Annotated in this window: 13 protein-coding genes; 3 read left to right on the forward strand and 10 right to left on the reverse strand. The window is 64.7% G+C overall.

The window, feature by feature from the left end:
* Positions 1-3: 3 nt before the first annotated feature.
* From MKD50_RS26675 to MKD50_RS26720, 10 genes are all read right to left on the reverse strand, one after another.
* On the reverse strand, positions 4-1,266 hold the full coding sequence (locus MKD50_RS26675) for a high-affinity branched-chain amino acid ABC transporter permease LivM (RefSeq protein ID WP_252669395.1): 1,263 nt from the start codon (positions 1,264-1,266) through the stop codon (positions 4-6).
* Between the two features lie 34 nt (positions 1,267-1,300).
* Positions 1,301-2,227, reverse strand: a complete 927-nt coding sequence (livH, locus tag MKD50_RS26680; RefSeq protein WP_252669392.1) for a high-affinity branched-chain amino acid ABC transporter permease LivH — start codon at positions 2,225-2,227, stop codon at positions 1,301-1,303.
* Positions 2,228-2,481: 254 nt separating this feature from the next.
* Positions 2,482-3,597 carry a branched-chain amino acid ABC transporter substrate-binding protein gene (locus MKD50_RS26685; protein ID WP_115703984.1) on the reverse strand — a complete coding sequence of 372 codons (1,116 nt, stop codon included), beginning with the start codon at positions 3,595-3,597 and terminating at the stop codon, positions 2,482-2,484.
* A 535-nt stretch (positions 3,598-4,132) separates the two neighbouring features.
* Entirely contained in the window at positions 4,133-5,434 is a 1,302-nt protein-coding gene (gene gltA / locus MKD50_RS26690) for a citrate synthase (protein ID WP_115703985.1), read from the reverse strand.
* 43 nt (positions 5,435-5,477) lie between these two features.
* Positions 5,478-5,765 carry an FAD assembly factor SdhE gene (locus MKD50_RS26695; protein WP_012353370.1) on the reverse strand — a complete coding sequence of 96 codons (288 nt, stop codon included), beginning with the start codon at positions 5,763-5,765 and terminating at the stop codon, positions 5,478-5,480.
* A 78-nt stretch (positions 5,766-5,843) separates the two neighbouring features.
* Positions 5,844-6,545, reverse strand: a complete 702-nt coding sequence (locus MKD50_RS26700) for a succinate dehydrogenase iron-sulfur subunit (protein WP_010814619.1) — start codon at positions 6,543-6,545, stop codon at positions 5,844-5,846.
* Between the two features lie 34 nt (positions 6,546-6,579).
* Positions 6,580-8,358 (reverse strand): succinate dehydrogenase flavoprotein subunit, encoded by a 1,779-nt coding sequence (sdhA, locus tag MKD50_RS26705; RefSeq protein WP_111517512.1) that lies wholly within the window; start codon positions 8,356-8,358, stop codon positions 6,580-6,582.
* Between the two features lie 3 nt (positions 8,359-8,361).
* Positions 8,362-8,727, reverse strand: coding sequence for a succinate dehydrogenase, hydrophobic membrane anchor protein (sdhD, locus tag MKD50_RS26710; RefSeq protein ID WP_012353372.1), 366 nt, complete (start codon positions 8,725-8,727; stop codon positions 8,362-8,364).
* Positions 8,728-8,738: 11 nt separating this feature from the next.
* Positions 8,739-9,149, reverse strand: a complete 411-nt coding sequence (sdhC, locus tag MKD50_RS26715; protein WP_062802218.1) for a succinate dehydrogenase, cytochrome b556 subunit — start codon at positions 9,147-9,149, stop codon at positions 8,739-8,741.
* A gap of 278 nt (positions 9,150-9,427) precedes the next feature.
* Entirely contained in the window at positions 9,428-10,330 is a 903-nt protein-coding gene (locus MKD50_RS26720; RefSeq protein ID WP_252669393.1) for a GntR family transcriptional regulator, read from the reverse strand.
* A gap of 412 nt (positions 10,331-10,742) precedes the next feature.
* Here MKD50_RS26720 and MKD50_RS26725 point away from each other — a divergent pair, with 412 nt between their 5' ends.
* From MKD50_RS26725 to MKD50_RS26735, 3 genes are all read left to right on the forward strand, one after another.
* Positions 10,743-11,726, forward strand: a complete 984-nt coding sequence (locus MKD50_RS26725) for a malate dehydrogenase (RefSeq protein ID WP_115703987.1) — start codon at positions 10,743-10,745, stop codon at positions 11,724-11,726.
* 128 nt (positions 11,727-11,854) lie between these two features.
* A complete protein-coding gene (locus MKD50_RS26730; protein ID WP_115703988.1) occupies positions 11,855-12,835 on the forward strand; it encodes an HpcH/HpaI aldolase/citrate lyase family protein in 981 nt (326 codons plus the stop codon).
* A gap of 49 nt (positions 12,836-12,884) precedes the next feature.
* Positions 12,885-13,152 (forward strand): citrate/2-methylcitrate synthase (locus tag MKD50_RS26735; protein ID WP_305882093.1); only part of this gene is annotated, 268 nt, incomplete at its 3' end.

Below are 13,152 nucleotides of genomic sequence, written 5' to 3' on the forward strand. Positions count from 1 at the left end.
CATTCATCGGGGAAGCTCCACGTGCGGGCGGCTCGCGGGCAACAGGCCCTGCGGACGCCACATCATCATCAGCACCATCACCAGGCCGAAGATCAGCATGCGATATTCGGCAAAGCCGCGCGCCACCTCGGGCAGCACGGTCAGCAGGATCGCCGCCAGGATCACGCCCAGCTGCGAGCCCATGCCGCCCAGCACCACCACGGCCAGCACCAGCGCCGATTCGATGAAGGTGAACGATTCCGGATTGACCAGGCCCTGGCGCGCGGCGAAGAACGCGCCGCCCAGGCCGGCGAACGACGCCCCCAGCGTGAACGCCGACAACTTGATGCGGGTCGGGTTCAGGCCAAGCGAGCGGCAGGCGATCTCATCCTCGCGCAGCGCCTCCCAGGCGCGCCCCATCGGCATGCGGATCAGGCGGCTGGTAACGAACAGCGTGAAGCCGACCAGCAGCAGCGCGATCAGGTAGAGGAAGATCACCATGTGCTGGCTGGCGTAATCGAGGCCGATCAGCTCGTGGAAAGTGCGCGCGCCCTCGACGCTGGCGCTGCGCGCCATCTCGATGCCGAACACGCTGGGCTTGGGGATGCCCGAGACGCCGTCCGGGCCGCCGGTCAGGCTGGTCAGGTTGTTCAGCAGCAGGCGAATGATCTCGCCGAAGCCGAGCGTGACGATCGCCAGGTAGTCGCCGCGCAGGCGCAGCACCGGGAAGCCGAGCAGGAAGCCGAAGCCCGCCGACATCGCCGCCGCGATCGGCAGGCATTCCCAGAAGCTAAGGCCGAAGTACTGGTTCAGCAGCGCATAGGTATAGCCACCCACGGCATAGAAGCCGACATAGCCCAGATCGAGCAGGCCGGCATAGCCCACCACGATATTCAGCCCAAGGCCCAGGATCACGTAGATCAACGCGAGCGTGGCCACGTCGACCGCGCCGCGCGAGCCGAAGAACGGCCACACCAGCCCCACCGCCAGCAGCACCCACACCGCCACGCGCTGCCGCTGCGCACCCAACTGCGGCAGCGCCGGCAGGCGCACCGCGCTGCCGGCGCGCGACAGCATCGGCTTGAACAACTGGAACAGGAACACCGCCGCCACGGCCAGCCACACCGGCCGCCAGTGCGATTCCAGCACCACCTGGTAGCCTTCCAGCTTGAGCTGCAGGCCGAGGATGGGGATGGTCAGGATGGCGGTCATCACGGCCGCCGTGATCGCGTTCTTCAGCGACTGGCCCGGCGTGGCGCCGCGCGCGGCGGCCTTGGCCGCCGGCATCGCAGATACATTATTGGTCATGGTTTCGCCCCCCTCAGACCTTTTCGACATCAGGCTTGCCCAACAGCCCGGTCGGACGGAACAGCAGCACCAGCACCAGCAGGCTGAAAGCGACCACGTCCTTGTATTCGGCCGGCATGTAGCCCGAGGCGAAGGTTTCCGCCAGGCCCAGCAGCACGCCGCCGAGCATCGCACCCGGGATGCTGCCGATGCCGCCCAGCACCGCCGCGGTAAAGGCCTTGATGCCGGCAATGAAGCCGATGAAGGGATTGAGCTTGCCGATGGTCAGCCCGATCAGCACGCCGCCCACCGCCGCCAGCATCGCGCCCAGCACGAAGGTGAACGAGATCACCTTGTTGGTGTCGATGCCGAGCAGGTTGGCCATGCGCATGTCCTCGGCGCAGGCGCGGCAGGCGCGGCCCATGCGCGAGCGGCCGATGAACAGCGTCAGCGCCACGATCAGCGCCAGCGTCACGCCGACGATCAGCAGGCGCGAGTACGGCACCGTCACGGTGAAGTCGCCGCCCATCTGGAACTCGATGGCGCCCGAGATCAGCACCGGCACCGAGACATCGCGCGCGCCCTGCCCGATCTGGACATAGTTCTGCAGGAAGATCGACATGCCGATGGCCGAGATCAGCGGCACCAGCCGCGGCCCGCCGCGCAAGGGGCGGTATGCCACCCGCTCGACCGCATAGCCGTAGACGCCGGTGACCATCACCGACACCAGCAAGGCGGCGCCGAGCACCAGCGGCAGGGGGTAGCCCGCCTGGGCGCCGATGGCGGTGAGCGTGACCAGCCCGACATAGGCACCGATCATGTAAATCTCGCCGTGCGCGAAATTGATCATGCCGATGATGCCGTAGACCATTGTGTAGCCGATGGCGATCAGCGCATAGATCGCACCCAGCGTCAGGCCGTTGACCAGCTGCTGGGTGAACTGTGGAAGGAATTCATTCATTGGGGAAGCCTCGTAGGCGCCGGAACTGGCCTAGGCGGGATGCACCAAAACCATTCGAACTTGCCAAAGCAAGGTGTTCTCCCTCTCCCCGCATGGGGAGAGGGCCGGGGTGAGGGGTGGTTTAGCTGGGAGCCACATCAGGCAAGGCCAACGGTTTTAACCCGCCGGCCTCAGCCTTTGACCCGCCCGCCCTCGCCCCCTGCCCCTCTCCCGCAAGCGGGAGAGGGGAGCAACCCGTCGGGGATGCGAACGCCCTAGTTGGCGGCCGTCTTGCTGGCGTCCTTGTGCCAGGTGTAGACCACGAACTTGAAGGACTTCAGGTCGCCCTTGGCGTCGTACTCGACCTTGCCGATCGGGGTGGTGAAGGCGTTCTTGTGCATGTACGCCGCGACCTTGGTGGGATCGGTGCTCTTGGCGCCGGCGATGGCGTCGCCGATGATCTTGACGGCGGCATAGGCCGGCATCTGGAACGGACCGTTGGCGTCACGCTTCTTGTCGGCAAAGGCCTTGACCAGGCCGGCGTTGGCCGGATCGGCCGAGAAGTCGGCCGGCAGCGTCACCAGCATGCCTTCCGACGACGGGCCGGCGATCGCGGTCACGTCCTTGTTGCCCACGCCCTCGGGGCCCATGAAGGAGGCCTTCACGCCCTGCTCGCGCGCCTGGCGCAGCAGCAGGCCCATTTCCGGGTGGTAGCCGCCGAAGTAGACGAAGTCCACGCCCTGCGACTTGAGCTTGGTGATCACCGCCGAGTAGTCCGAGTCGCCGGCGTTGATGCCTTCGAACACGGCCACCGGGATCTTGGCGGCTTCCAGGTCCTTCTTCACCGAGCTGGCGATGCCCTGGCCGTAAGACTGCTTGTCGTGCAGCACCGCGACCTTCTTCGGCTTGACCTTGCCGATGATGTACTGGGCGGCGGCCGGACCCTGCTGGTCGTCGCGGCCGATGGTGCGGAAGATGAAGCTGCGCTTCTTGGTCTCGGTCAGCTGCGGCGCGGTGGCCGACGGCGTGACCATCACGATGCCTTCGTTCTCGTAGATGTCCGAGGCCGGAATGGTCGAGCCCGAGCACACGTGGCCGATCACGTACTTGATGTTCTGGCTGACGATCTTGTTGGCCACCGCCACGGCCTGCTTCGGCTCGCAGGCGTCGTCCATCAGCACCACCTCGAACTTGTTGCCACCGGCGCCGCCGGCTGCGTTGATCTGTTCAACGGCGGTCAGCGCACCGGCCTTGACCATGTCGCCATACTGCGCCACCGAGCCGCTCATCGGGCCGGCAATGGCGATCTTCACGGTTTCGGCGTGGGCGGCGGCGCCAAAGGTCGCCAGCATGGCAGCCAGCGAAATGGTGGAAAGACGGGACAGCGTCATCAGGAGCTCCTCGATTTATGTTTGGGTCATCCGGGCAGAAACGGTATGACCTGCGCAATCGAACAACACCCGCGGACGACTGGGATCGGGATTCGCAGCAAGCGCGGCCCGGGACGCGGAAGTCGGGCCTGCAAGGAAGAGACAGCGTATGCGGGGCCCGGCAAGTGTCAGTCCCGCTGAGGTATGGGGACCAAGGTTCGGAAAGACAACGTTTGATGCGTTCTCTATTGCGCAAGCGATTCGCCTGCCCCGCTTGCCGCACCGCACGCCGGAAGGGTGGCCCGGCTGCCGTCGGCAAAGCAGCCCGCATTATAGGGTCAAATTTCCTGCCGCACGCGACTATCGCACAATTTATGCGGAACGGATTTGGGAAAACGCGACACAATCCTCCACAAATTGCGCTCCGGACCATTCGAGGTGCAATTTCCTGCCCTTCCCGGTGCCGCGGTGCACAACCGCGCCCGGCCCACAAAGACAAACGCCCCGGCAGGCCGGGGCGTCTGGAATTGCTGCGCTGCGCAGCGGCGGGACCAGCTTAGCGCTTGGCCACGTCCGGCACGTCGCGGGTGGCGGCGCCGACGAACAGCTGGCGCGGACGGCCGATCTTGTATTCCGGATCGGTAATCATCTCTTCCCACTGCGAGATCCAGCCCGGGGTGCGGGCCAGCGCGAAGATGCAGGTGAACAGCGAGGTCGGGATGCCCAGCGCACGCTGCACGATGCCCGAGTAGAAGTCGACGTTCGGGTACAGCTTGCGGCTGACGAAGTACTCGTCTTCCAGCGCGATCTTTTCCAGCTCCATGGCCAGCTTGAACAGCGGGTCGTTGTGCAGGCCCAGTTCGTTCAGCACTTCATGGCAGGTTTCGCGCATCAGCTTGGCGCGCGGATCGTAGTTCTTGTACACGCGGTGGCCGAAGCCCATCAGGCGCACGCCCGAGTTCTTGTCCTTGACCTGCTTGATGAACTCGCCGATGTTGTCGACGCTGCCGATCTCTTCCAGCATCTTCAGCGCGGCTTCGTTGGCGCCGCCGTGGGCCGGGCCCCACAGGCAGGCCACGCCGGCGGCGATGGCGGCGAACGGGTTGGTGCCCGACGAGCCGGCCAGGCGCACGGTCGAGGTCGAAGCGTTCTGCTCGTGGTCGGCGTGCAGGATGAAGATGCGGTCCAGCGCACGCTCCAGCACCGGGTTCACGGTGTACGGGGCGCACGGCGTGGCGAACAGCATGCGCAGGAAGTTGCCCGAGTAGGACAGGTCGTTCTGCGGATAGATGTACGGCTGGCCGATGTTGTACTTGTACGCCATCGCGACCATGGTCGGCATCTTGGCGATCAGGCGGATGGCCGAGATCTCGCGCTGGTGCGGATCGTCGATGTCCATGGCGTCGTGGTAGAACGCGCTCATGGCACCCACCAGGCCGGTCAGCACGGCCATCGGGTGGGCATCGCGGCGGAAACCGCGCATGAAGAACTGCAGCTGCTCGTGGACCATGGTGTGGTTCATCACATGGCCGACGAATTCTTCCTTCTGCTTGGCGTTGGGCAGCTCGCCCTTCAGCAGCAGGTAGCTGGTCTCGAGGTGGTCGCACTTCTGCGCCAGCTGCTCGATCGGGTAGCCGCGGTACAGCAGCTCGCCCTTGTCGCCGTCGATATAGGTGATCTTGGAATTGCACGAAGCCGTCGACATGAAACCGGGGTCGTAGGTGAACTTACCGGTTTGTCCGTACAGCTTGCGAATGTCGATCACGTCCGGGCCAACAGTACCCTTGTAGATCGGCAGCTCAACGCTGGGGGAACCATCGGAGAACGATAGCGTGGCTTTCACATCGGACGGCGTCATGTCGGATCCTTCAAATGCTGTGAATAATAATGTTGACCAAAACTCAGACCGTACGCAGCAGGGCAATGACTCGCTGCATCGGGGGCGTGTCGAGCTCACCGTCCAGTTCCTTGCGCGCAAGGAGCAGGTCCATCAACTCGTTGTCGCTGAGTTCGAACAGCTGGCTCAGCGCAGCCACATCCTCGTCGGACAGGCTCTCCTCGTAACGGTTGAAGAAACGTTCGACGATGATGTCGTTCTCCAGGAGGCCGCGGCGGGCACGCCAGCGCAACCGGGCGCGCTTGTGCGGATCGGCCTGATGGGAGAAGGTGGTGGCAGGACTCTCGGTCATGGCTTCCTACTTTCGGCGCGCCCGCCAGATATAGCCGCTCTGGCTGACGCGCCGCTTACTACTTAGACAGCCGCGGGATCACACCGCGCGGCGGACCATCAGCTCCTTGATCTTGCCGATGGCCTTGGTCGGGTTCAGACCCTTCGGGCACACGTCGACGCAGTTCATGATGCTGTGGCAGCGGAACAGGCGGTACGGGTCGTTCAGGTTGTCCAGGCGCTCATTGGTGGCCTGGTCGCGGCTGTCCGCGATAAAGCGGTAAGCCTGCAGCAGGCCGGCCGGGCCGACGAACTTGTCCGGGTTCCACCAGAACGACGGGCACGAGGTCGAGCAGCTGGCGCAGAGAATGCACTCGTACAGGCCGTCCAGCTCGTCGCGCTCTTCCGGCGACTGCAGGCGCTCTTTCTCGGGCGGCGGCTCGTCGTTGATCAGGAACGGCTTGATCGAGTTGTACTGCTTGAAGAAGTTCGTCATGTCGACGATCAGGTCGCGCACCACCGGCAGCCCGGGCAGCGGACGCAGCACGATGCGGTCCGGCAGCTCGCGCATGTTGGTCAGGCAGGCCAGGCCGTTCTTGCCGTTGATGTTCATCGCGTCCGAGCCGCACACGCCTTCGCGGCACGAACGGCGGAACGAGATGGTCTCGTCCAGCTTCTTCAGCTTGACCAGCGCGTCCAGCAGCATGCGCTCGTGGCCGTCCAGCTCGACCTCGTAGGTCTGCATGCGCGGCGCCGCGTCCTTGTCCGGATCGTAGCGGTAGACTTCGAAAATACGCTTCATTTCTGTGGGTCCTGTTGTCTCGACGATGCGGTGCTCAGAAGGTACGGGCCTTCGGCGGCACGCTTTCCACCGTCAGCGGTTCCATCTTCACCGGCTTGTAGTCGAGGCGGTTGCCTTCGCTGTAGAACAGCGTGTGCTTGAGCCAGTTCTGGTCGTCGCGGTTGGGGAAGTCGCTGTGCGCGTGGGCACCGCGCGACTCCTTGCGCGCCGCGGCCGAGATCATGGTGGCCTTGGCCACTTCCACCAGGTTGGCCACTTCCAGGGCTTCCACCAACGCGGTGTTGAAGACCTTGGACTTGTCCTTCAGGTGGATGTTGGCGGCACGCTCGGTCACTTCCAGGATGCGCTCGACGCCTTCGTCCATCAGTTTCTGGGTACGGAACACGCCCGCATGCGACTGCATGTTCTTGCGGATGTCGTTGGCGACGTCCTGCGTGTACTCGCCCGACGACGAAGCCTGCAGCTTGGCCAGGCGCGACAGCGCCAGGTCGGCGGCATCGGCCGGCAGCGGCTTGTGTTCCTTCTGCTTCAGGTTCTGCGCGATGATGTGGTTGCCGGCGGCGCGGCCGAACACCACCAGGTCGAGCAGCGAGTTGGTGCCGAGGCGGTTGGCGCCGTGCACCGACACGCACGAGCATTCGCCGATCGCGTAGAAACCGTTGAGCACTTCGTTCGGGTTGCCGTTCTTCGGCACCACGACCTGGCCGTGGTAGTTGGTCGGAATGCCGCCCATCTGGTAGTGGATGGTCGGGACCACCGGGATCGGTTCCTTGATCGCGTCGACGTTGGCGAACTTCAGGCCGATCTCGCGGATCGACGGCAGGCGCTTCATGATGGTCTCGGCACCGACGTGGGTCAGGTCGAGCAGCACGTAGTCGCCGTTCGGGCCGCAGCCGCGGCCTTCCTTGATTTCCTGGTCCATCGAGCGCGAGACGAAGTCGCGCGGCGCCAGGTCCTTCAGCGTCGGCGCGTAGCGCTCCATGAAGCGCTCGCCGTCCTTGTTGCGCAGGATACCGCCTTCGCCGCGCACGCCTTCGGTGATCAGCACACCCGCGCCGGCCACGCCGGTTGGGTGGAACTGCCAGAACTCCATGTCTTCCAGCGGCACGCCGGCGCGCGCTGCCATGCCCAGGCCGTCACCGGTGTTGATGAAGGCGTTGGTGGAAGCGGCGTAGATACGGCCGGCACCGCCGGTCGCGAACAGCGTGGTCTTGGCTTCGAGGATGTAGACCTCGCCGGTTTCCATTTCCAGCGCGGTCACGCCCAGCACGTCGCCGTCCTGGTCGCGGATCAGGTCCAGCGCCATCCATTCGACGAAGAAGTGGGTCTTGGCGCGCACGTTGCGCTGGTACAGCGTGTGCAGCAGCGCGTGGCCGGTACGGTCGGCCGCGGCGCAGGCGCGCTGCACCGGCTTCTCGCCGTAGTTGGCGGTGTGGCCGCCGAACGGTCGCTGGTAGATGGTGCCGTCGGGGTTGCGGTCGAACGGCATGCCGAAGTGTTCGAGCTCGTACACGACCTTCGGCGCTTCCCGGCACATGAACTCGATCGCGTCCTGGTCACCCAGCCAGTCCGAGCCCTTGATGGTGTCGTAGAAGTGATAGTGCCAGTTGTCCTCGCTCATGTTGCCGAGCGAGGCACCGATGCCGCCCTGCGCCGCCACGGTGTGCGAGCGGGTCGGGAACACCTTGGACAGCACGGCCACGTTCAGGCCGGCTTCCGCGAGCTGGAGGGATGCGCGCATCCCGGCGCCGCCAGCACCGACGATGACCACGTCAAAGCGGCGACGCGGCAATCCAGTCTTGACTGCGACCATTTATTACACCCTCCAGAGAATCTGAGCAGCGTAGCCCGCGCAACCGACGAGCCACAGAATCGTAAGAACTTGCAGCACGAGGCGAACCGCCATCGGCTTTACATAGTCCATCCAGATATCGCGCACGCCGATCCAGGCGTGATACAGCAGCGACAGGATGGTCAGGAACGTGATGATCTTCATCCACTGGTTGGCGAAGAGCCCTGCCCACGCTTCATACGAAGCGCCGTTCGACAGCAGGAAGGCAATCGCCAGGATCACGGTGAAGACCACCATGACCACGGCGGTGACGCGTTGCGCGAGCCAGTCTTTCAGGCCGTAGTGCGCACCGACGACAAGACGCTTGGGACCGATATTGTTATTTGCCACCTTGATTCTCCTCAGAACAGGCCGAACAGCTTCAGGCCGAAAATCAGGGTAAGCAGCAGGCTGACAACCAGCACGCTGACGGCAGACTTGGCCGAGGCGGGCTTGGAGACACCAACGTGCACATCCAGCAGCAGGAAGCGGATCCCGGCGCAGAAGTGATGCAGATAACCCCAGATCAGGGCCAGCACAACCAGCTTGACAAAGCCGCCGGACAGAAGGGCCGAGAACTTTGCGAAGCTCAGTTCGGAGGTGATGCTCTGCTCAAACAGATACAGGACGAAGGGAAGGAGGAGGAACATCAGTGCACCGCTCACGCGATGCAGGATGGATACCTTGCCGGCCCAGGGCAACCGGTATTTCGCGATCTGCGAAATACCGATATTCCGGAACTCCGGCCTGGCTTGTTTGACGGCTTCAGCCATGCGAGACCCCATTAGCGGTAAACAAAGAAACGAAACTGCCATTGCCCTGCATGCAACGGGATGCATTAGGGCAAATCCATGAGATTTTAGCGCCTTTGTTGCGCGCTGCACCAATAATTTTCTGCTATCACGCCCCGACAAGCGCCGCCCGACAATCGCACACTTCGCACATCCGGCGCGCCACTTCACGCGACCACCAGCGCGTCGTGCAACAGCCGGCAATACCATGGCCAGACCACAATAATCGGCGCGCGCGCACCTGGCGCGGCGCCGCCATTTCAGCTCAGGTCGTTCTGGTAATAGTGCCGGGTGGTGACGTAGAGCCCACGGCGCACTTCCACGGGGCGGTCGCCATAGGTGTAGGACACGCGCTCGACCGACAGCAGCGGCGCGCCCACCGGCACGGACAGCAGCTCGGCGGCGGTCTCGTCGGCGGGCACGGCGCGGATTTTTTCCGAGGCGCGGATCATGCGCGTACCGAATTCGGCCTCGAACAATGCATACATGGGCCCTTTCCACTCGGTCAGCTTTTCCGCGGTCAGGCCCTTGAAGTTGGCGCCGAGCAGCCAGATTTCGTCCAGCACGGTCGACTCGCCGGAGAACGTCAGCACGCGGCGGATCTGCACCACGCTGTCGCCGGTGCGGATATCGAGCAGCCGCGCGATTTCGGCGGGGGCGCGCAGGCGCTTGCATTCGAGCACGCGGCTGGCGCCATAATGGGGTTCGCCCTCGTCCGGAACGAGGCGCAGGAAGCGGAACTTGACCACGTCTTCATGGTGCGTGGTCACGAAGGTGCCCTTGCCCTGGCGGCGTGCCACCAGGTTTTCGGCGGCGAGTTCGTCGATAGCCTTGCGCACCGTGCCCTGGCTGACCTTGTAGCGCGACGCCAGCTCCATCTCGCTGGGAATCATCTCGCCCGGCTTCCACTCGCCGGATTGCAGGCTGCGCGTGATCAGCGCCTTGATCTGCTGGTAAAGCGGGCTGAACGTAGGCGATGGCACTGACTGCAGACCAGGAGCGGGACCAGAAGCGGCACCAGTTGGCAGGGCGGCCTGCGGCGCGGCGGCCGGCGCGGGCGCCGGCGGCGAAAGCGGCTGCGTCCCGGCGCCAGGCGTGGCGGCGCCAGATTCCTGCGCGCCGGGTGTGGCTGCGCCGGTCAGGGACGTAGGCAGGGAGGACATAGCGCGATTTCACCACAAAAGGGCGCGTAACGTCCAGCCTTACGTTAATTGTCTTATGTCTTATATAAGACATATGAATTGACAGGATGGAGAGGCCGGGCCTACACTCGCGCTGGTCCACGCCCGCGAACGCCCGCCTCCAGGCCCGCCAGCAACTGCCCCAGGGCGGAAATGTACCGCGCCCGCGCCGGCACGGTCTGGAAATGGCGCCTCGCTTCGCAGTAGACTAACGCTTTGTTGCATCACCATGACCCGTTGTGGCTCTCCCCCACCGGCCCCGCCACATGGCTCCGGCGGACGGCCGCTCCCCGCTGTGGCGACAACCAGCACCCGGTGACACACCGCGCGCGTCTGCATGGCGCCGGCGCGCCACCGACCGGCATCCCCCTTTCTATCGTTTGGAGATTTACTCATGGCTAAAGCCCCAATGCGCGTCGCAGTGACCGGCGCCGCTGGCCAGATCGGCTACTCCCTGCTGTTCCGCATCGCCAACGGCGACATGCTGGGCAAAGACCAGCCGGTCATCCTCCAACTGCTCGACCTGCCGCAAGCCCAGCAAGCCGTCAAGGGCGTGGTGATGGAACTGGAAGACTGCGCATTCCCGCTGCTGGCCGGCGTGGTCATCACCGATGATCCCAAGGTTGCCTTCAAGGACGCCGACGTGGCCCTGCTGGTGGGCGCCCGTCCGCGCAGCAAGGGCATGGAGCGCAAGGACCTGCTCGAAGCCAACGCCCAGATCTTCACGGTGCAGGGCAAGGCGCTGGACGAAGTCGCCAGCCGCAACGTCAAGGTGCTGGTGGTCGGCAACCCGGCCAACACCAACGCCTACATCGCCATGAAGTCGGCCCCGAACCTGCCGCGCGAGAACTTCACCGCGATGCTGCGCCTGGACCACAACCGCGCGCTGTCGCAGGTCGCTGCCAAGACCGGCAAGCCGGTGTCGTCGATCGAGAAGCTGTTCGTGTGGGGCAACCACAGCCCGACCATGTACGCCGACTACCGCTACGCCACTGTCGACGGCAAGAGCGTCAAGGACCTGATCAACGACCCGGTGTGGAACAACGATGTGTTCCTGCCGACCGTCGGCAAGCGCGGCGCCGCCATCATCGAGGCCCGCGGCCTGTCGTCGGCCGCCTCTGCCGCCAATGCCGCGATCGACCACGTGCGCGACTGGGTGCTGGGCAGCAACGGCAAGGTCGTCACCATGGGCATTCCGTCCAACGGTGAATACGGCATCCCGGCCGACACCATGTTCGGCTACCCGGTGACCACCGCCAATGGCAAGTACGAAATCGTCAAGGGTCTGGAGATCGACGCCTACAGCCAGGAAAAGATCAACATCACCCTGCAGGAACTGGAAGAAGAAAAGGCCGGCGTGCAGCATCTGCTGGGCTGATCTTCCCAACGCTCGACGAAAGACCGGGGTTCCGCAACGATTCAAGAATCGGCGCGGACCCCGGTTTTTTTATAGGCAGCGGCCGTGCGGCCCTGCCCTGTTCGCCAACTTCAACTTTCTGAATCCACGTGCATCCTTCCGAGGTCTTGTTCCAGGGCGAAGCCATCCCGGTCCAGTTGCCGGTGTGTGACCATTACGCGGGCAGCGAAAAGCTGATGCGCAAGTCGCTGGCCCTGCAACAAGAGCTTGGTCCCGTCTTCGACATCACCTTCGACTGCGAGGACGGTGCCGCCGTCGGCCATGAGCGCGAGCACGCCGAACTGTGCGCGCAGCTGGTCAACGGCCCGCTCAATGCCCACAACCGCGTGGGCGTGCGCATCCATGACCCGGCCCACCCCAGCTGGCGCCAGGACGTCGACGTGCTGGTGCGCGCCGCCGGGGCGCGGCTGGCCTATGTGGTGGTGCCCAAGGTCACCGACGTGGTCGAGGTCGCGCGCGTGACCGACCATGTCAACCAGGTAGCGCGCAGCGCCGGCATTGCCCGCCATATCCCGATCCATGTGCTGATCGAAACCCATGCCGCGCTGGAGCAGGCCTTCGATATCGCCGCGCTGGTGCAGGTGGAATGCCTGAGCTTCGGCCTGATGGACTTTGTCTCGGCCCACCATGGCGCGATTCCCGGCGAGGCCATGCGCTCGCCGCAGCAGTTCGAGCACCCGCTGGTGCGCCGCGCCATGCTGGAGATCTCCGCCGCCTGCCACCGCCATGGCAAGGTGCCGTCGCACAACGTCAGCACCGACGTGCAGGCGCCGCAGCGCGCCGGCGACGACGCGCTGCGCGCGCGCTGCGAATTCGGCTACCTGCGCAAGTGGAGCATTCATCCGGGCCAGATCGCCCCGATCGTGGCGGCGTTCCGCCCCGGCGCAGAAGAGATCGGCGCGGCCAGCCAGATCCTGCTTGCGGCGCACGAGAACAACTGGGCGCCGATCCGCCATGAAGGGCAACTGCATGACCGTGCCAGCTACCGCTATTACTGGTCGCTGCTGCAGCGCGCCCAGGCCACCGGCACGCCGCTGCCGGCCAACGTGGAAGCACTGTTCTTCGGCTGAAGCCGCCCCACCCATTCCATCATCATCCGCAGTGCCCAAGGAGACACGGATGCCTGCCTCGAAACTTGCCGCCACCGACCCCACGCTCGACCCCGCACCCGACACCGGGGCCAGCGTGCCGGCCGCGCCGCGGGTCAAGAAATCCGTCGCGCTGTCGGGCGTGACCGCCGGCAACACCGCGCTGTGCACCGTCGGGCGCACCGGCAACGACCTGCACTACCGTGGCTACGACATTCTCGATATCGCCGAGACCTGCGAGTTCGAGGAAATCGCCCACCTGCTGGTGCACGGCAAGCTGCCGACCAAGTCCGAACTGG

The organism is Cupriavidus mimosae, from assembly GCF_023952485.1.
In the GTDB taxonomy this organism is placed as follows: Bacteria; Pseudomonadota; Gammaproteobacteria; order Burkholderiales; family Burkholderiaceae; genus Cupriavidus; species Cupriavidus taiwanensis_C.

Coding starts and splice junctions, on each gene's coding strand:
- MKD50_RS26685 (WP_115703984.1), bottom strand. CDS start 3,597: ATGACGCTGTCCCGTCTTTCCACCATTTCGCTGGCTGCCATGCTGGCG.
- livH (WP_252669392.1), bottom strand. CDS start 2,227: ATGAATGAATTCCTTCCACAGTTCACCCAGCAGCTGGTCAACGGCCTG.
- sdhC (WP_062802218.1), bottom strand. CDS start 9,149: ATGGCTGAAGCCGTCAAACAAGCCAGGCCGGAGTTCCGGAATATCGGT.
- MKD50_RS26725 (WP_115703987.1), top strand. CDS start 10,743: ATGGCTAAAGCCCCAATGCGCGTCGCAGTGACCGGCGCCGCTGGCCAG.
- MKD50_RS26720 (WP_252669393.1), bottom strand. CDS start 10,330: ATGTCCTCCCTGCCTACGTCCCTGACCGGCGCAGCCACACCCGGCGCG.
- MKD50_RS26695 (WP_012353370.1), bottom strand. CDS start 5,765: ATGACCGAGAGTCCTGCCACCACCTTCTCCCATCAGGCCGATCCGCAC.
- MKD50_RS26675 (WP_252669395.1), bottom strand. CDS start 1,266: ATGCCGGCGGCCAAGGCCGCCGCGCGCGGCGCCACGCCGGGCCAGTCG.
- sdhA (WP_111517512.1), bottom strand. CDS start 8,358: ATGGTCGCAGTCAAGACTGGATTGCCGCGTCGCCGCTTTGACGTGGTC.
- MKD50_RS26700 (WP_010814619.1), bottom strand. CDS start 6,545: ATGAAGCGTATTTTCGAAGTCTACCGCTACGATCCGGACAAGGACGCG.
- gltA (WP_115703985.1), bottom strand. CDS start 5,434: ATGACGCCGTCCGATGTGAAAGCCACGCTATCGTTCTCCGATGGTTCC.